At 41.5% G+C, this 19,765-nt stretch carries 16 protein-coding genes and 1 tRNA gene; 6 read left to right on the forward strand and 11 right to left on the reverse strand.

The genetic code is table 11. The features are described from left to right. Nucleotides 1-47: 47 nt before the first annotated feature. From IE337_RS07290 to IE337_RS07305, 4 genes are all read right to left on the reverse strand, one after another. The gene (locus IE337_RS07290) at nucleotides 48-1,379 is read right to left on the reverse strand and encodes an APC family permease (protein ID WP_112468131.1); all 1,332 of its coding nucleotides are present in this window, start codon (nucleotides 1,377-1,379) and stop codon (nucleotides 48-50) included. A gap of 240 nt (nucleotides 1,380-1,619) precedes the next feature. Continuing rightward, entirely contained in the window at nucleotides 1,620-2,759 is a 1,140-nt protein-coding gene (locus IE337_RS07295; protein ID WP_057746840.1) for a trans-sulfuration enzyme family protein, read from the reverse strand. 59 nt (nucleotides 2,760-2,818) lie between these two features. Beyond that, a complete protein-coding gene (locus IE337_RS07300) occupies nucleotides 2,819-3,196 on the reverse strand; it encodes a PH domain-containing protein (protein WP_191136311.1) in 378 nt (125 codons plus the stop codon). 93 nt (nucleotides 3,197-3,289) lie between these two features. After that, the gene (locus IE337_RS07305) at nucleotides 3,290-4,219 is read right to left on the reverse strand and encodes an alpha/beta hydrolase (RefSeq protein ID WP_191136312.1); all 930 of its coding nucleotides are present in this window, start codon (nucleotides 4,217-4,219) and stop codon (nucleotides 3,290-3,292) included. A gap of 144 nt (nucleotides 4,220-4,363) precedes the next feature. Between IE337_RS07305 and IE337_RS07310 the strand changes: the two genes are divergently transcribed. Continuing rightward, a complete protein-coding gene (locus IE337_RS07310) occupies nucleotides 4,364-4,879 on the forward strand; it encodes a TetR/AcrR family transcriptional regulator (protein ID WP_191136313.1) in 516 nt (171 codons plus the stop codon). A gap of 42 nt (nucleotides 4,880-4,921) precedes the next feature. On the opposite strand, the gene arcA is transcribed toward IE337_RS07310, so the two are convergent. Further along, nucleotides 4,922-6,163 (reverse strand): arginine deiminase, encoded by a 1,242-nt coding sequence (gene arcA, locus IE337_RS07315; protein WP_191136314.1) that lies wholly within the window; start codon nucleotides 6,161-6,163, stop codon nucleotides 4,922-4,924. A 310-nt stretch (nucleotides 6,164-6,473) separates the two neighbouring features. Then, nucleotides 6,474-10,088 carry a collagen binding domain-containing protein gene (locus tag IE337_RS07320; protein WP_191136315.1) on the reverse strand — a complete coding sequence of 1,205 codons (3,615 nt, stop codon included), beginning with the start codon at nucleotides 10,086-10,088 and terminating at the stop codon, nucleotides 6,474-6,476. A 193-nt stretch (nucleotides 10,089-10,281) separates the two neighbouring features. On the opposite strand from IE337_RS07320, the gene IE337_RS07325 reads away from it, so the two are divergent. Together IE337_RS07325 and IE337_RS07330 are read left to right on the forward strand one after the other, a co-directional pair. Further along, a complete protein-coding gene (locus IE337_RS07325; protein WP_191136316.1) occupies nucleotides 10,282-10,809 on the forward strand; it encodes a dihydrofolate reductase family protein in 528 nt (175 codons plus the stop codon). 10 nt (nucleotides 10,810-10,819) lie between these two features. Then, entirely contained in the window at nucleotides 10,820-11,140 is a 321-nt protein-coding gene (locus IE337_RS07330) for a DUF7671 family protein (protein ID WP_191136317.1), read from the forward strand. 95 nt (nucleotides 11,141-11,235) lie between these two features. Here IE337_RS07330 and IE337_RS07335 read toward each other — a convergent pair whose 3' ends face one another. The 5 genes from IE337_RS07335 to leuS all read right to left on the reverse strand — a co-directional run bounded on the left by IE337_RS07335 (nucleotide 11,236) and on the right by leuS (nucleotide 17,336). After that, the gene (locus IE337_RS07335) at nucleotides 11,236-11,373 is read right to left on the reverse strand and encodes a hypothetical protein (RefSeq protein ID WP_169790321.1); all 138 of its coding nucleotides are present in this window, start codon (nucleotides 11,371-11,373) and stop codon (nucleotides 11,236-11,238) included. 260 nt (nucleotides 11,374-11,633) lie between these two features. Further along, complete coding sequence (locus IE337_RS07340; protein WP_243185592.1) at nucleotides 11,634-14,000, reverse strand: putative polysaccharide biosynthesis protein; 2,367 nt, start codon at nucleotides 13,998-14,000, stop codon at nucleotides 11,634-11,636. Between the two features lie 32 nt (nucleotides 14,001-14,032). Continuing rightward, nucleotides 14,033-14,105: transfer RNA gene (locus tag IE337_RS07345), tRNA-Arg, on the reverse strand. A 102-nt stretch (nucleotides 14,106-14,207) separates the two neighbouring features. Next, a complete protein-coding gene (locus IE337_RS07350) occupies nucleotides 14,208-14,837 on the reverse strand; it encodes an LURP-one-related family protein (RefSeq protein ID WP_191136318.1) in 630 nt (209 codons plus the stop codon). A gap of 81 nt (nucleotides 14,838-14,918) precedes the next feature. After that, entirely contained in the window at nucleotides 14,919-17,336 is a 2,418-nt protein-coding gene (leuS, locus tag IE337_RS07355; RefSeq protein WP_191136319.1) for a leucine--tRNA ligase, read from the reverse strand. Between the two features lie 174 nt (nucleotides 17,337-17,510). Here leuS and IE337_RS07360 point away from each other — a divergent pair, with 174 nt between their 5' ends. From IE337_RS07360 to IE337_RS07370, 3 genes are all read left to right on the forward strand, one after another. Beyond that, the gene (locus IE337_RS07360) at nucleotides 17,511-18,023 is read left to right on the forward strand and encodes a hypothetical protein (protein ID WP_057746866.1); all 513 of its coding nucleotides are present in this window, start codon (nucleotides 17,511-17,513) and stop codon (nucleotides 18,021-18,023) included. 14 nt (nucleotides 18,024-18,037) lie between these two features. After that, nucleotides 18,038-18,451: an arsenate reductase (thioredoxin) gene (arsC, locus tag IE337_RS07365; protein WP_191136320.1), complete on the forward strand. Its 414-nt coding sequence runs from the start codon at nucleotides 18,038-18,040 to the stop codon at nucleotides 18,449-18,451. Between the two features lie 193 nt (nucleotides 18,452-18,644). Continuing rightward, the gene (locus tag IE337_RS07370) at nucleotides 18,645-19,622 is read left to right on the forward strand and encodes a hypothetical protein (protein ID WP_191136321.1); all 978 of its coding nucleotides are present in this window, start codon (nucleotides 18,645-18,647) and stop codon (nucleotides 19,620-19,622) included. Nucleotides 19,623-19,765: the final 143 nt, after the last annotated feature.

Genomic DNA, 19,765 nt, shown 5'->3' on the forward strand with positions numbered 1-19,765 from the left:
AAACCATAAAAAAGCGCTAACTCAGTCATTGAGTTAGCGCTTTTGATTTACTTTGCAATATGGTTTTTGTGACGGTAGTAATAATAAACTGGCAATCCCAACCCAACCAACACAAGTGAAATTAACACGCCACTGAAGTCAGTTACAAATGTTGAGCCTAATACGAAGAACGCTCCACCAATTGCAACTAATGGTGTAATCGGATATAGCGGTGTCTTGAACAAAGTCTCTGCGTTACGACCACGGTCACGACGACGTAGAATAAAGATACCAAAGAATGCTGCGGTATAGAAAATCCAAATTGTGAAGATCGCAATATCTGATAGGCGATCCGCTGAATCAGTAAAGACAGCAATCGCAATTGTCATAGCTGCAACAGTTGCAATGGCATTAATTGGTTCTTGCGTATGCTTGTTCAGACGTGACAAGTACTTAGGGAACAAACCATCCTTTGCCATAGCGTAAGCCATACGAGGGAATGAAATCATTTTTCCATTCAAAGTTCCCCACATTGAAATGATAATCGTAACACTCAAGGCACGTCCACCAAAGTCACCAAAAGCCTTGGTAGCCATGGCAAAAGTTGTATTATTTTGTAAATGTACAATTTCAGTTGCTGGTAATGTGCGGTATGTTGCATATGTCACACCCACGTAGGCTAATACAATTGTCGTAATACCAAGAATAATGGCACGTGGCATATCACGGCGTGGGTTCTTCAACTCTCCGGCAATATTTCCCAAAAGAATCCAACCATCATAAGCAAACAAAGTCGCCAAAATTGCCATTCCAAGCCCACCGTGTGCACTTGAACTAACTTGTGCAACCGTTTGACCTAGCGCATCGACTTTACCAAAGAATAGTCCGTAAACGACCAATACAATGATTGGCAACATCTTAATTGAGGTTGTAATCACTTGGAAAGCTGAAGTAATTCGGTTTTCCAACATATTTAGTGCCATCACGAACAACACATATACAACGGTAATCCAACGTGCTGTTGAAATATCCCAACCCAAGAAGTTAGCTGTCAAATATGCTGCATAGCCACCGATTGAAGCAATTACGGCTGGTGCATACACAACCACTTGCATCCAACCAGTCAAAAATCCGGCAGTCGGTCCATATAAGTCCTCAATATAACTGAATAATCCACCCGTCTTTGGTAAACGATTGGCAACTTCGGCAATCGTCAAACCAGCGGCTAAGGTAATCACCCCACCCGCAATCCAGGCAACCAATCCCATCGTTGTGCTACCTGCTTGTTGTAGCACACCTGCTTGCTTAAAAAATACTCCTGATCCGATAACTGTCCCAATCACTAATGAAAGGCCAGACAGCAATCCCATCGAACGTTTCAGTTCAACTTGCTTTTCCATTTTCCCAGCTCCCTTTTTGCAAAAAAAATCACCCAACCTCGCAGAGATTGGGTGAAAGTTACTTACACTTTTAGTGCCGCACTGAAGTGGCCCAATCATACGAAATGTTTGAGTGTAAAACATTATTATTATTATTTACAACAAATAATCGCATGATCATCGAGCTCCCTAAATTTTGGCGTTACGTAATATTAGCACAAGTTTATTTTAAAATGCAAATGGTTTTTAAAAATTGAGAAATTAAAGTGCATCCAATCCTTGGGCCAAATCATCTTTTAAATCAGCCAAGTTTTCAACACCAACTGAAACGCGGACTAATTCATCCTTGATACCATTTTCCAAACGAATCTCGCGTGGAATTGAGGCATGCGTCATCACCGCTGGCACTTCAATCAATGACTCAACGCCACCCAATGATTCCGCCAATTGGAATACGTTAAGATTTTCAACAAACTGCTTTGTATCTAACCCTTCTTGCAATTCAATAGACATCATCCCACCAAATCCACGCATTTGGCGCTTTGCGATTTCATAATCTGGTGTTCCTGGCAAACCAGGGTAATAAACCTTTTGAATTTTTTCATGATCATTCAACCATGTCGCTAAGGCCAAAGCATTTTCATTATGACGTTCAACACGAAGCGCCAATGTCTTCAATGACCGTTGTACCAAGAATGATTCTTGTGGTGACAAAACAGCGCCAACAGAAAGTTGAATCATCTTAATCTGATCAGCCAAAGTTTCATCCGATGTCACAACAAAACCTGAAACCGTATCAGAGTGACCACCTAAATATTTTGTTCCTGAAGCTAATACTACATCAGCGCCTAAATCAAGTGGTGTTTGATTGTATGGTGAGGCAAATGTATTATCAACAACGGCAATCGCATCGTGCGCGTGTGCCACACTAGCCGCTTGTTCAATGTCGGTCACGTGTAACAATGGATTTGATGGCGTTTCCAAATACACCATCTTGGTGTTGTCTTGCATAGCTGCTTCAATTGCAGCGCTATCAGCAGTATCAACCGCTGTATATGTGACACCTAGGTCAGCTAAAACTGAGTTAACGAGACGGAATGTACCACCATACACGTCATTTCCCATGACCAAATGATCGCCGGCATGCAAAACTGACATAACGGCATGGATAGCCGCCATTCCAGATGAAAAAGCAAAACCATACTTACCATTTTCCAAAGCGGCCATCACTGATTCGACCGCAAAACGGGTAGGATTTTCGCCACGCGTATACTCATATTCAGCATTACCACCAAGCTCTTGTTGGTGATAAGTTGAAGTTTGATAAATTGGAGGGACAACCGCCCCTGTTGCCGGATCCTCTTGGATTCCGCCATGGATAACCTTGGTTTCAAAATTCATCGTTATGCCTTCTTTCATTAACTTATTATTTGTAACTAACTATAACATACTGCCCCAGCTTACAAAACCTTTTCAGCTAATGTCTTTTGGACATGCGTCAGCGTCTCACCTGCTTTAAATTGCAAAATTTCTGAAGGTTCAACTTGACCTGAAATCCAGATTTTTAGTTCACCATCTAAATCAAAGTGTCCCGCTGTTTCCGTGGCAAACTTTGAAATTGAACGGTAGCTGATTGATTTGTACGCAATCTTTTTGGCAGTCATCCCCTGCTTATCGACTAAGATGAGACGCTTATTCGTAAAGATAACCAAATCGCGCACTAATTTATAGGCATGTTCAATTTCTTCCCCTGGAATCAAAAGCGGGTCAATTTCGCTTTTAACCTCACGTGTGCTAATTTGTGTTGAATTGCCCATCATGCCACTAAGTAATCCCATTTATACATACCTCATTTCATTTTCTTTAAGCATAACAAGCTCAGCTCATTTAGAACATAAAAAAATCACTCAAAATTGAGTGATTTAATGTCATTATAGATTTTCATTGAAGAAAGTCGTTAACTCAGCCACCGCTGGCTCAACTGCTTTAGGTTGGTCATACAAATCGTAGTGTGAAATACCTGGTAGTACCGTTAATTCCTTGTTCTTTGAAGCAGCCTTATTATAAATTTCATATCCGAAACGATATGATCCGAAACTACCGGGCTTATCACCTACAATAATTTCCAAAGGTTGCGTTAATAATTTTTCAGCTAAATTAGCTGGGTCATAGTTCAACAAAAGTGCTAAACTCGTAAAGCGTAACTTATTTGGTGAAAATTCATCCGCACCACGCGGCGTCTTATAGTAATCAACCGCCTCAACAATATCAAGATCATTAATACCTGCCGCTTCACGTTCTTCTTGGCTGTTTGGAATCCACTGAGTCATCATTGGTTCTGCCCCAGTTGCTTCAGCTGTACGTTGTGCTGCGACTTGTTCCAAAGTTGCAATCAATTGATCATCTGGACCAAAAGCTTCACGATATGCAGCTCCAGCAGATGCTCCAGCTGCTGTTCCAACAGCCTTAATACGCTTATCTGTTTTTGCAGCATTAATTGTGTAACCACCACCGGCACAGATTCCCATTGCACCGATACGGTCGTTATCTACGAATGGTAGGGTATCTAGGTAATCAATGGCGTACATGATATCATTAGTACGACTAGCTGGATCTTCGATGTAACGTGGCTCACCTTCGCTTTGACCTTGGTAGCTAGCATCATATGCTAAAGTTAGAAAACCATTTTCAGCTAACTTCGTAGCATAAATACTTGAGGTTTGATTCATATCCGCACTCGTTGGGTGTGTTACCACAATTGCCGGGTGCGCAATTGACTTATCAAAATTTTCAGGGAAGAACAAACCTCCTGCTAAATTAAAGTGACGGGCCTTAAATGTAATCTCTTCTGTGTTAATCATAATATTTATATTCTCGCTTTCTTTATTTCCTTTATCTATGTTTATTAGTATAGGAAGAAAGCATTGAGACTTACACAACACTTCACGTCAATCTGTTACTTAAGTAACACGAGCAATGGCATTGTTACCGAATGGAGGATTTTTATGGATAAACGTGGGCGCAAAACACTTAAAAATATTGAGAATGCCTTTAATGCACTCCTTTTGGAGAAAACATTTGATGACATTACCGTAACTGATATCTGTCATGAGGCCGATATTTCACGAAAAACTTTCTATACTTATTATGATGATAAGTTTGAACTCATTGACCAATTAGCCAGCAGCGCCTTAAATGAACTGGATCAACTGAGTCACGGTGATCCTAACATGACGAATCAAGAGCGTATCTACACTTGGTTAACGTATATTCAAGCCCATCAACGCCTGTTTTATATTCTCTTTACCAATGAAAGTTCGTACTCTTTCCGCTTAAAATTCACGCAATACTTGTTAGAAAGTCTCAGCAAACATGGTGCCTTTCCAATTAATGATACCAACCTACAATTTTATGCACATGGCGCCCTTGGCGTTGTTGAAGGCTTTGTGAATGGGGCTATCAAAAGTGACATCTCAACCATCGCTTCAAACCTACAAACACTTATTCCAATCAAAGCCTAAAAAGACCCTACACACGTTCTAGTGCAGGGTCTTTTTTATTATTTAGTTTAATTCATCGCGCCACAACGGCTGAGACATGCAGCGAGCACCACCACGTCCACGTGACAGCTCACTTGATTTAATCTCATGGACAGTAATCCCATGCTCACGCATCAATTGAATCGAAATATAATTACGATCATAAGTCACCACTTCACCTGGCGCAATTGCCAAATTATTGGAACCATCATTCCATTGTTCACGGGCTGCGTTAATTGGATCGCCGTTCCCCGTTTCAATCAAATCCAAATCATCCAAGTTCAGCACTTCCAACAATGTCCGTTTCAAGTTATCACGGTGCTCCAAAACCACTTCTCCCTGATTATTGGCCCGCAATAAATTAATATTCATCTTACCAGCATCATCCATAATACCTGGGAAAACGGTGAACTGATCCGTGTTCACCATCGTAAACACCGTATCTAAATGCATCATGGCATGATTATGTGGAATTTCGACCGCCATAATTGTATCAATTTGGCTATCTGGGCTAGCAAATAAATGCTCAGCAAGCGTCTGAACGGCCTTACTTGATGTTCGTTGTGAAATACCAATAGCAAGCGTATGTTCATTTAGGACTAACTCATCCCCACCCTCAATGCGGTTATCCTGATTGCGATCCAACCAAATCGGCACATGTTGAGAAAATCGTGGATGATGTGCCATCACAAATTCTGTAATCAATGACTCCGGTTGACGTGCTGCATAAGTCATATGATTAATGGTCATTCCATTACCAATTGAAGCTTGGGGATCGCGTGTAAAGTACGCATTAGGAAGTGGGTCCATTAAAAATGGATCTTCCGCCGCTGTACCAGCAACTTCATCCAGACTCGTATGCTTCAAATCCAAAGCATCCCGCCGAATTCCAGCATAAATGGTTTGGACCAACTCCTTAACCGAAAGCGTTTGAAGATATTTCTGCATTTCTTGTGCAATTGTACCTGTCGTATAGTGGTGTTCCTCCAAATATCGTTTAATGAATGCTATACGCGTGTCAGCTGACTGCAAACACTCAGCTAACAATTGCTCAATGTAAACAACCTCTGCCCCGCGTTCCCGAAGCAAGTCGGCAAACGCGTCATGTTCAGCTTGTGCATTTTTCAAAAACGGAATGTCATCAAAAAGTAAGCGTTCCATCGTATCAGGTGTAATATTTTCAATTTCCGCCCCTGGCCGATGCAGTAAAACTTCACGTAAGGTACCGATTTCTGAATTAACCTGAATTGCAGGCTGCTTAATCATAGTACATTCTCCATTCTTCTAATTGAACGATCACGAGCCACTTTTTAATCTTAGTTACATCTACATTATATAAAGTAATGGTAGCGCATACAAATGACACTTAGTCATTCCAAATTTTACGTGCTATCGGCGTCTCATAAAAATACATCTGTTACGCACGAACATATGATTCATCCATGAAAAAATTCATAAACATTCATAAATCGCACAAAGTATGTAGGTGATGTAACTTAACCTAACAATTTTAGGTTTCCTATCTCTAGGGAAATTGTACAAAAAAAGGCAGCCCTTTCAGACTACCTTTTTTAAGTTACTTCTTCGAATAATACACACCTAATCCACTGATGATGAACAACATCATACCTAACAAGGTAACTAACATATGATTAGCGTATCCTGTAGCAGGAAGCTTTGCATCATAAGTCTTATGCTTCATTGCATGATCAATTGTATGGTCAGGCACATTAAACTTCGGATCTTTTTCAAAGTTAACGCGAGCGGGCATTTCGTTCTCTGAACCACTTACTTCAGGTTGCGTTTCTTCAACTGTTTCCGGTGCGTCCTTTGGTTCTTCGATTACTGTTGGTTGAACTGCTTCTTCCAACTTTGGCGTCTCAAACTCTGTTACCGTTTCATCTTCGGGAACCGTTACTTCTGGAACACGGATTTCCGGTTGTGTTACTTCCACTGTTTCCGACGTGTCCTTTGGTTCTTCGATTACTGTTGGTTGAACTGCCTCTTCCAACTTTGGCGTTTCAAATTCAGAAACGATTTCTTCTTCTGGCGTCGTTGTTTCTGACGTGTGCACTTCTGGTTGTGTGACTTCTGCTTTTTCAGTTGCCTGTGTTGGTTCTTCGGTAATTGTTGGTTGCACAGACTCTTCCAACTTTGGCGTCTCAAACTCTGTTACCGTCTCATCTTCGGGAACCGTTACTTCTGGAACACGGATTTCCGGTTGTGTTACTTCCACTGTTTCCGACGTGTCCTTTGGTTCTTCGATTACTGTTGGTTGAACTGCCTCTTCCAACTTTGGTGTCTCAAATTCAGAAACGGTTTCTTCTTCTGGCGTCGTTGTTTCTGACGTGTGCACTTCTGGCTGTGTGACTTCTGCTTTTTCAGTTGCCTGTGTTGGTTCTTCGGTAATTGTTGGTTGCACAGACTCTTCCAACTTTGGTGTCTCAAATTCAGAAACGGTTTCTTCTTCTGGCGTCGTTGTTTCTGACGTGTGCACTTCTGGTTGTGTGACTTCTGCTTTTTCAGTTGTCTGTGTTGGTTCTTCGGTAATTGTTGTTTGAACTGGTTCTTCCAACTTTGGTGTCTCAAATTCAGAAACAGTTTCGTCTTCTGGCGTTGTTGATTCTGACGCATGCACTTCTGGTTGTGTCAATTCTGCCTTTTCAGTTGTCTGTGTCGGTTCTTCCGTCACCTTTGGTTGAACAGGATCTTCCAACTTCGGTGTCTCAAACTCTGCCACCGTTTCGTCTTCTGGCACTGTGCTCTCTGACGCGTGCACTTCTGGTTGGCTCACTGCTACCTTTTCAGTTGTCTGTGTTGGTTCTTCCGTCACCTTTGGTTGAACTACTTCTTCCAACTTTGGCGTCTCAAATTCAGAAACGGTTTCTTCTTCTAGCGTCGTTGATTCTGACGCATGTACTTCTGGTTGGTTCACTTCTGCCTTTTCTGTTGTCTGTGTCGGTTCTTCCGTCACCTTTGGTTGAACAGGATCTTCCAACTTCGGTGTCTCAAACTCTGCCACCGTTTCTTCTTCTGGCGTCGTTGTTTCTGACGCGTGCACTTCTGATTGTGTGACCTCTGCTTTTTCAGTTGTCTGTGTTGGTTCTTCGGTAATTGTTGGTTGAACTACTTCTTCCAACTTCGGTGTCTCAAACTCTGCCACCATTTCATCTTCTGGCACTGTACTTTCTGACACATGTACTTCTGGTTGGCTCACTGCTACCTTTTCAGTAGTTTGAGTCGGTTCTTCCGTCACCTTTGGTTGAACAGGATCTTCCAACTTCGGTGTCTCAAATTCAGAAATGGTTTCTTCTTCTGGCGTCGTTGATTCTGGCACTGTGCTCTCTGACGCGTGCACTTCTGGTTGGCTCACTGCTACCTTTTCAGTTGTCTGTGTTGGTTCTTCCGTCACCTTTGGTTGAACTACTTCTTCCAACTTTGGCGTCTCAAATTCAGAAACGGTTTCTTCTTCTGGCGTCGTTGATTCTGACACATGTACTTCTGGTTGCGTCACTTGCGCGTTCTCAGTCACACGATTTGGTTCTTCCGTCACCTTTGGTTGAACTGCTTCTGCCAACTTTGGCGTCTCAAATTCAGAAATCGTTTCTTCTTCTGGCACTGTGCTCTCTGACGCGTGCACTTCTGGTTGGCTCACTGCTACCTTTTCAGTTGTCTGTGTTGGTTCTTCCGTCACCTTTGGTTGAACTACTTCTTCCAACTTTGGCGTCTCAAATTCAGAAACGGTTTCTTCTTCTGGCGTCGTTGATTCTGACACATGTACTTCTGGTTGCGTCACTTGCGCGTTCTCAGTCACACGATTTGGTTCTTCCGTCACCTTTGGTTGAACTGCTTCTGCCAACTTTGGCGTCTCAAATTCAGAAATCGTTTCTTCTTCTGGCACTGTGCTCTCTGACGCGTGCACTTCTGGTTGGTTCACTTCTGCCTTTTCAGTTGTCTGTGTTGGTTCTTCCGTCACCTTTGGTTGAACTGCTTCTTCCAACTTCGGTGTCTCAAATTCAGAAACGGTTTCTTCTTTTGGCGTCGTTGATTCTGACACATGTACTTCTGGTTGCGTCACTTGCGCGTTCTCAGTCACACGATTTGGCTCTTCACTGGTCGTTACTTGCACTGGTGTAATCGGAATAAAATCAGGCAATGGGGTGGTTACCTCATCTTCTTGGTTTAAAGTATGTTCTTCTGCATGCTGAATTTCAAAACGATCGCCATCAGCTTCACCATTAACAAACAAATTTTGTACTGTCGCTACACCTTGATCATCTGACTTAGGTCCATAAACCGGCGCATATTTAATTTCATAATGATTCTTAAGTTCCTTCATGCGCAGTCCCAAATCAGTCATTTGCGTTGTATAACTCACAGTGAATGAAGCAAACCGAGCTTTTGCGCGATTGAAAACCATGCTAAATGTCTGTCCAGCGCCCTTTGTTAATTGACCATATCCTTGAGAGATGAAGTCAGCTAATGCCAATTCACGTCGTCCAAGATAATCATCGATTAAAATTCGGAAACTATCCAAATTCAAAGTCTGACCTAAGCCAGATTTATCATCAATCACAATATCCTCACCTAAATCAGCTTTATTCAAATTCACATTCAGAAACCAGCGCACTTGATTAACGGCACCAAGCTGGTCACCAACCTTATAGAAAAACGGGAGCTGCCGTTGCCCCTGATTTCCAGATGTTTGTTCACCACGGACTGTCATTTCAACCGGTGCTAATGTCGTTCCAAAATTCGTCACAATTGGTACATCTTCACGTTGACGCGTTCTTTTAGTTTCAATACCAAAATTAAAGCTGCCTCTTACACGTCGCATATCGGCAACAGTTTCATTAAAGGTCACCACGGTCCGATCGGCATAAATGGCTACTTCACCCAAATCACCTAGCTTAACTCGACGTGGGGCACCATCACGTTCACCCAAACCTTTTAATTCCGCTGGCATTGCTAATGTAATCGTATCCCCAGGTTGAATACGTTGATGCATTTTTGAGCTGAATTGAACACTTACTGTCGTTTGTTGTCCCTGTGCTAATTGTGTGTTAGCAACTTTCATGTCATCTAGTACACCTGACTGCGATAATTCATGCGCACTAGCCTGGCCCCCAAACCACACTAGTCCACTCAAAACCACTAACAGGCAAATTATTCCCCGTCGTAAAATATTCATATTTTCCCCTCAATCCGCTTTCTCATTTCTACCCGTTAAAACCCTTTTTTATCGGTTCACATAATTTGCCATATTTTTCTAATAATGTCAATCATTATTTAATCGAATTCTTTTTTTCATATCTAATAGGCATAACCGTTATTTTTGCTTATAATGAATTTAATAATACAAATCAAAGAAAGCAGGTGTGCGCATGCCTCGCAAGGTCATATTTTATGGTGCCATCAGTTTGGATGGTTACCTCGCTGACACTCATGATAATTTAGATTGGCTTTTAAACACTGATACCGGTGACGCCACCAGTTATCCTGAATTCATTAGCACAGTTGATACGACGATTTCAGGTAAACACACTTATCTGACGACATTAGATTTGTTAGATGGCACAGCCTACTACCCTGACCAAACTAATTATGTTTTCTCACACACCCTTACAACGGATGATGAAAATATTCATATTATTGCTGATGAACAGCCCACAACTTTAGTCGAAAAACTTAAGCAACAAGCGGGTGAGAACATATGGATTATTGGTGGTGGGGCAATCCTGTCTGCTTTAATTTCGGAACATCTGCTTGATGAAATACGAATTCAAGTTGCTCCGATCTTACTCGGGACAGGAAAACGTTTATTTGAAACCTTTCCAGTCACACAGCTCGAATTGACTAGTACGCAACGCTTTGGTGAACTGGTTGAATTGAACTACACTATTAAATTTTAAAGGAGGCAACATGGCAGATAAATATCCGACAATCGAATTAATTGGCGTTGTACTTGAGCAAACCAACAGCGGGCAATACGTGCCTAAAGAAGCAACATTATCGATCGCAGACTTCCACAGCTGGCGCATTGGGAAACACACTAAAGGCAAGCTCGCCCAACCTGGTCAAATTTTCTTAACAGAGAACAACCAACTTGTCGGGCTCGTTGCAACGAAGCCCTTAGCTTTCAAAAACCGTCATGAGATTACGCCCATGGGTCGCTTTCTCAAAGAAAAATTAGATCCAACTTTGACGGAACAACTTATTCAACAATGGCAAGCCTTGGTATAACACCTAGGCTTTTTTTGCACAAAAAAAGCACCTAGCATAAATGCTAGATGCTTGATGTGACAATGTATAACTACATCATCTGAATTTAAATCAAATTACTTTGATTCCAATTCGGCTGTACCCTTGGCCCATTGTTGAATGTTAACCACTTCAGCATTACGGCGAACTTTCTTCGCGTCCTTACCTACTGGTCGACGGCTGGCCCATGAGTTATATGGTGACTTAACTGCCATAGTTCATTTCCTCCGTTTAATGTTATCGATAACTGTATTATTGTATCTAATTTAACCTAGAAGGTCAAATATTTTTCAACACGGCTGATGTTTTAACCTATCAAAACTGTATATTCAACCATTTCTGTGGATAACTTATAACTTTTCACACAACATATCCACCAAATACAATGAGTTTTCCACAAAAATATCGCATTATCCACAAGTTTTCCACAAAAAAACGCCGAAAAGTTTTTTCGACGTTTTTTATTTTTTTATGTTTAGAATGGCAATTTATCAGCTAAACGCTTAACCCGTGGGCCTAATACCTCTTCACCAATACTAGTTTTAAGCGCGGCAATCCCATAGATAGCAGCACCCAAACCACCAGCAATAATAACAATGAACAATTGTGATAATTTACCACTTGGCATCACAGCACTTAGTCCACTTGAAACAAGTGAAGCAACAACATACATAATCAAACTCCAGAATAGGATTGTGATTAATGAGTAGTTAAAGCGACGCCAATCAATGTTAAATTCACGCGTAAGGCGACGAATTGCAAAGACTAGACCAACCGCAAAGGCCAATAGCGTAGAGACAAGAGGTCCCATACCATCAAAGAGCATAATCGCAGGGAATTGAAGCACTAATTTTACCACTAAGATCACTGCTAACATTCTAACAGTGTAACGGAGTTGGCTCAATCCTTGATAGATGGCCAAGACAACCATATATAGTCCTAAAACAATCGCTGTGAAACTAGCATATTGTAGCACTAAAGTCCCATTGTGCGCGTCGTTGGCTGTATAGAACAACAAATATAATGGACGCGCAATTGCAGCCATACCCAATGCAGCTGGAATCAAAATGAATGACAAAAGTTTGAAAGCATATTGAATTTGATGGCTAATATTTTCACGCGAACCAATCTCACGCGCACGCGCAAGCATGGGTAACGTCGTTTCAGCCATTCCAACCGCCAAAGAGACGACTAACATAACCAATTTATTCGAATTAACCGCAAATTGTGCGAACATATTTGTAATAGCTAAGTTTGAAAAATCAGTAAAGCGTTTCATGATATTGCCAAAAGTATATTGATCAATCAATTGCAAAATTGCAATGGCTGACCCAGCCAGAATAACTGGAATTGATTGACGCACCATTTTACCAATCAAACTCATCGTATCAATTGGTTCAGCTGGAACTTGGTTAGCAGCTTCTTCAGCAAAGAAGCGACGCTTGCGAATCATGGCAACAATCAACACCACAATTCCAGCTAAGGCACCCCAGAAAGCAGCAAATGTTGATTGTACAGTCGCATCAACCCAATTACCATGATGACCAATCATAATCCAATAAGTCATCCCCAACATGTAGGCAACTCGGATAACTTGTTCAACAAATTGTGATAAGGCTGAGGGGCCCATAAATTCGAATCCCTGCATATAACCACGCATCATTGCCAAGGCTGGAATAATCAAAACAGCTGGCGCTAGTGATCGAATTACTCGAGCGACGTGCGGATCACCTTGTCCAAGTGGGGTAGCAAAGATGAAAATGGCCCCACCAGCAATAATCCCCATGATACCACCCAATAACAGTGATTGCTTGAAGACTTGCTGCACACGTGCAAAATGTTTCTGAGAAGCATACTCAGCGACTAGACGTGCTAAAACATTTGGTAATCCAGCAGTGGCAACCATTAAGGCCAAACTATAAATTTGATACCCTTGACCATACACCGCATTTGCTTGGTTTGCATAGGTATACCCCAGCATTGCCATCCACGGAATAACATATAAGGCCCCCAACAGACGCGATGCTAAGCTGCCGGCTGTCATCCAAAATGAACCACGCAACATGCGCGAAGATGTATCTGCATCTTCTTCAGCTTCGGTAACTGCGCCCTCAGGTTGTAGTAACTCAACCCCTTCTGGCAACTTCTCTTCTGTTTCAGTTTGCTCGGTCTCTTTTTCTGAAACAACATCTGATTCAGTATTCTGAACTGGCACAACTGTTGTGGCCCCTAGACCACCCGCTTGGTCAACGAAATTTGCTCCCGCATAATACGTAGGCGGTTCTGGTTCCGTAAATTGCGGCTCAATAAATGCATCTTCGTCATCATTTAGGGGTTCCGGCTTAATTTCCTCAAACGTTTCAATTTCGGCAGCAACTACATCTGATTCCTCTGTCGTTTCCGGAGAAACTTCGACCGTTTCAGACGCTGCCTTACTCGGTGTCACATCATCTTTCGGTGCCACTTCCGGTGTTTCATCGACTACTTCTGAATCACCTTGAAACGGATCACCCATTTCGTGAATCTCAAATCCATCATGATCATTTATAATTTCTGTATCATCTTTAACCTCAATTTTTTGAGGCGGACCAGCTTCTGTCACGGTATTTTCGGGTACTACCCCATCCATTGGCAACGTTGATTCATTATTTTCGTCTTCTTTTGCCTCAGGCACTTTAGCATCTTCTGTCATAATATCCTCTGGCGTGTTTTCAGACTGATTATCACGTTCCGCAAAAATCTCATCCACTGTCTTTTCACCACTCATGAGTGCTTGTAACTCATCCATAGTAAGGTGACCGCGAAATGGATCATCGTTCTGTTCATTTTTATCGTCAGCCATACGTCATACCGTCTCCTTTCAACTGTCCTAAATGACGCTACACAGACTCGAACTGTGATCTAAGACTTAGGAGGTCCTTGTTCTATCCTGTTGAACTATAGCGTCATAATTGTGATTTGTAGAATTGGCTAATCTAACCCACACTACAATCAACAATTATACTAAATTTTTCACAAAATGTAGACCGCTTTACGCATAATCATCCATTTATTTTTTCTTGTCCGCGTGGCTAACCGCTTGATGGACCAATGTTACGATAATCGCTTGTTCAGCTGGCACCTTTGAGTTGTGCAAATGTTTCAAATAAACTGTGTCGCGTACCACGTGTACTGAGTTACGTCCTTGCCACACAACTTGACCACCCGACTTAATATCGTAGGTATGATGTAAAATATTTTTCCAATTATTTTGCGTCGATTTCCCAATTTGTTTGCCATTTGAATCATATAGACGGTAATTTTTGGTAAAAAATTGCCAAAACGGTGCTTTCATTTTTCCAGCAAACTGGTGGTTTTTGTCGTAAAAGCTACCTTGACGCACTAAACTAAAACTCCAACGACGTCGTTGTTGACGCTCCGAATAAATGACCTTACCTGAATTATCATGGATGGAAATCGTATCACCAAACGGATGAAAAAAATCACCTGTCACATACCCAACTTTTTCGCCGTCTAATTTAATATCATAATTCGTATGCTTAAATGATAAGTTTTCACGCAGCTCAATCGTTTGATCCGGACGATTAAGGTCCGCTGTTAAATCAGCTGATGCTGGCTTAGGCATGAGAAAAAGCGACAGCCCCAAACTGATAAGCAACATAAACTTTTTAATGGGCATTCCAGTTCTCCTATCGGTATAAAAAAACTATAATTTTATCGACACATGTCAGATAAAATTATAGTCTTTTCTATTTAATGATTAAACAACAATGTTAACCAAACGACCTGGTACCGCAATTACCTTCTTAGGTTCTGCGCCATCAAGACGGCTTTGAATGGTTTCATCAGCCAAAGCTAACTCAGTCATCTTGTCGCGATCTGCATCGGCAGGAATCATGATGTTTGCACGGACTTTACCATTAATTTGTACCGCAATCTTAATCTCATCTTCCACAAGTGCTGACTCATCGTATGTTGGCCAAGCACTGTATGTCATAGTCGTATCAGGATGTAGGTATGACCATAGTTCTTCAGTCATGTGAGGCGCCACTGGGTTCAATAATTGTACAAATCCAGCCATGTAATCAGCAGGAATCCCATCAACCTTATAAGCTTCATTAATAAAGATCATCATTTGTGAGATGGCCGTGTTGAAGCGGAGGTTTGCGTAATCATCTGTAACCTTCTTAACCGTTTCATTGTAGACCTTGTCTAGCTTGTGGTCATTGTGCGTGGTAATGTGGTCGCGCAGGTTTTTCTCATCATCGATGAACAAACGCCAAACACGATCTAACCAACGACGTGAACCTGACAAACCATCTTCAGACCATGCAATTGACTGGTCCAAAGGTCCCATAAACATTTCGTACAAACGTAATGTATCGGCACCATATTCTTCAACCACATCATCAGGGTTCACAACGTTTCCCTTTGACTTAGACATCTTCTCGTGGTTTTCACCCAAAATCATTCCTTGGTTAGCTAATTCTTGGAAAGGCTCCTTGGTATCAACGACACCCAAATCATACAAAACTTTGTGCCAGAATCGAGCATAGAGTAGGTGAAGCACAGCGTGTTCGGCTCCCCCAATGTACAAGTCAACATTATGCCAGTAATGTACTGCATCTTCTGAAATAATTTCATTGTCATTGTGTGGATCCATATAACGTAAGTAGTACCATGATGAACCTGCCCATTGTGGCATTGTGTTCGTTTCACGCTTTCCCTTACGTCCATTTTCATCAACCACGTTCACCCAGTCATCAATGTTAACCAATGGAGATTCACCAGTACCTGAAGGCATGATGTTATCAACTTCGGGCAAACGAAGTGGTAATTCATCCTCAGGAACTAGGCTGGTTTCACCATCTTCCCAGTGAATAACTGGAATTGGCTCACCCCAGTAACGTTGACGTGAGAAAATCCAATCACGCAAACGATAGTTTACACGCTTTTCACCAACACCTTCGTCGGTTAACCAAGCAATTGCCTTATCGATTGCTTCATCCTTATCCAAGCCATCTAAGAAGCCAGAGTTGATGTGGACACCATCGCCTGTGTAAGCTTCCGTTTCATCGGCAGTTCCACCTTCGATAACGGGTACGATTGGTAGATCATACTTCTTGGCAAAATCAAAATCACGTTGATCGTGCGCCGGAACAGCCATAACCGCTCCTGTTCCATATGAAGCCAAAACATAATCACCAATCCAGATTGGGATTTGTTGTCCATTAACCGGGTTTGTTGCATATGCCCCAGTGAAAATTCCTGACTTATCCTTGTTCAGATCAGTACGTTCCAAATCAGACTTCGTTGCTAAGTCTGCCTTAAAGGCAGCAACAGCATCTTTTTGCTCTGGAGAAACGATTTGATCAACAAGTTCATGTTCTGGTGCAAGCACAAGGTAAGTTGCTCCAAACAATGTGTCAGCACGAGTCGTGAAAACTTCGACCTTTTCATCGTGGTCAGTCACTTGGAAGTTAACAGCTGCTCCAATTGAGCGGCCAATCCAGTTACGTTGTTGTTCCTTGATGGCTTCAGGCCAGTCCAAGTCGTCTAAATCATCGAGCAAACGATCAGCGTATGCTGTAATTTTCAATGCCCATTGACGCATTGGCACACGATAAACGGGATATCCACCACGTTCAGTCTTACCATCGATGATTTCTTCGTTGGCAACAACCGTTCCACCATTATAGTCAGGTGCCCAGTTAACCATGATTTCATCTTCGTAGGCCAAGCCCATCTTATAAAGTTGTTCAAAAATCCATTGTGTCCACTTGTAATACTTAGGATCAGTAGTGTTCACTTCACGTGACCAATCATATGAAAGCCCCAATGACTTCATTTGACGACGGAAGTTCTTCACATTCTTTTGTGTCACCGTCTTTGGATCTTCACCCGTCTTGATTGCATACTCTTCAGTAGGCAAACCAAAGGCATCAAAGCCCATTGGGTGTAAGACGTTGAAACCTTGCATCCGCTTCATACGTGACACAATATCTGTTGCTGTGTATCCTTCTGGATGTCCAACGTGCAGACCTTGTCCAGATGGGAATGGGAACATATCTAACGCATAATACTTCTCTTTGTCGTGACTTGAAGAAGTCTTAAATGTTTGATTTTCATCCCAATAATGTTGCCATTTTTTCTCTATTTGTTTGTGATCATATGCCATGTTTGCTAACCTCACTTTAATGTTTTAACTTTATCAAAAAAGCCCCGCCATTTCAACGACTGTAGCGGATTTGTCACAAATGTATCGTTTCATAAACAACTTTATTTTTTTCATATTTTGGGAGTATGCTAAAATGACTTTAGATGCTTATCAAATAACTAGGAGGCTGCAATTATGCGTGCCATTCAAAATCTTGCTCAACTAACGCTCGATGAATTTTTAAATGTCGGTGATACTGCGATTGACGGAACAATTAAGCGTGGTGATGTTACCCGCTTTTTAGCTAGCCGCGTGGGAGACACTGGTAAAGTGCTCGCGTTTTCAGATAATAAGAAAGAAATCGATGACGTCGCCACGTCCCTTTTCTTAAGTGGTCTACATGACCGTGTTGATATCATTAGTCAGGACTTCACAGCCATCCTCGCGCACCTTGATCCAACCCATCCAATCGGTGCGGCTATGTTCCAAGTTGATGCTGAAACTGACCAAACTGCATTACTCAATACAATTAAGCCATTATTGATGGGCTTGAAAGATCATGGCATGCTTTTAATCTTAACGAATGATGCTACTGACATTACTGAACTGGAAAGTTATGCTAAAGCACTCCCCGCCAACGCTTATGGTGTACAAAAGCTTAGTGATTTACTATCAAATGAAACGGCGTTGCTGATTCAACGCCTTTAATAAAGGAGAATCTTATGCAAATTTATTTTTTTTGCACTGGCAACTCATGCCGTAGTCAAATGGCCGAGGGCTTTGCCAATGCTGATGCGCCAAAAGATTGGATTATTAAAAGTGCCGGTGTTGAACAACACGGTCTAAACCCCAAGGCAGTCCGTGTGATGCAAGAAAGTGGTATTGATATTTCTGCGCAAACTTCTGATTTAATCGATAATGACTTTTTGAATAGTAGTGATTACGTGATTACATTATGTGGGGATGCCAATGACAAATGCCCAATGACACCACCAACAGTTAATCGCATTCACTGGGATTTAGCTGACCCCGCTCAAGCAACTGGCACTGATGATGAGATTTTAAATGTTTTTCGTGAAACGCGCGACACCATACAAGGTCTCGTAAAAAATTTCATTGAAACACATGCAAATTAAATTTTTTACCCAGCTATAAATACTAAATTTTAAAGTCCCTAGCCATAGTTAAAGCGTTTAACTATGGCTAGGGACTTTATTATATTTTTTAATTTTAATTATATGAAAATAGATTGATTTCACATATTAAACTTGGTATTCTTAACTGGTTGTGATTTATCACACATAACTATATTTTTACTGGGAGATATCCATGAAGAAAATTATTATAGCAGTAATGGGAGCTGTTGTTGTAATTGGAGCCGGACTTGGTATTGGTGTCTATACTCAACGGGAACAAACTCCGAAAAAGACGGATACCAATCAACACACGCGTAAGCATACCAAAATGTCCTCGCATGCAAGTGTTAAAAAATCCGAAATACCTTCAGCAAAAAGTTCATCAAAGCCAGAAGTTACTTTAGATGATAAGCATAAATTTTTAGCTTTAATTGAAACCCCTGGTGCCAATAAGTTAAGTATTGATGCTCATCAATTGCAAGCTGGCTCATATAAATCTACTGGTGTGGGCGGAGACAATTTAGGTCCCCAAACCGTCTCAAGTTTGACGCTAACTTCTACAGATGCGAATCAACTGGTCAACGACTTAGATGATCCAAACACCAAAGCATACCAAGTGACGCCAGGGTCAGGCGGATCCAACGTTTATGTCCTAACAACACCGCATGATGCAACCTTATTTTGTGCGCAAAATGTGTCGACTAAACAACAAATTGCTGATTATGGGATTCATTTAACCAATGCAGCTATCACACAAACACTAAATCAAAATACGTCACTCACCAAAGCCATCACAGATAAAGTTTTTGTAGACGCAGATAACGATGCTACACCAGCAACAACTGCTACTTCGGAACAAAAAGCTAGTAAAAAGACAACTTCTACAACAGTGTCACATAAATTAACAGACGCTGAGGCTTTAACACTTCTAAAAAAATCATCTATTCCAGAAACTGAAACTCGTACAGCCCAGGTATCACAAACGAATCCTGATGGGAGTCTGCTGTTAGTTTCATATCCAGGAGCCAAGGGTGAAAACCATTTCGTTTTACGCCCAATCAATGATGATCAAGTGAAAATCGATGCCACATATGGGACTGCCCAAGGTGGGTTCACACCGTTTGAAGACCAATCTCAATACGGGCCCAGCTCAGTGACAGTATCACGCTAATATACGAACCTCTTACAAGTCCCTTGTAAGAGGTTTTTTAATTATAGTGACTAAAACAATGCTTAACATTTCCATTGAATATCTTTTGCATTCATTTTATAATTTAATGGTATGTGAGAATATTATTAATTTTTGGGAAGCAT

The sequence above is a fragment of the Weissella viridescens genome, from assembly GCF_014789145.1.
Taxonomy (GTDB): Bacteria; Bacillota; Bacilli; order Lactobacillales; family Lactobacillaceae; genus Weissella; species Weissella viridescens.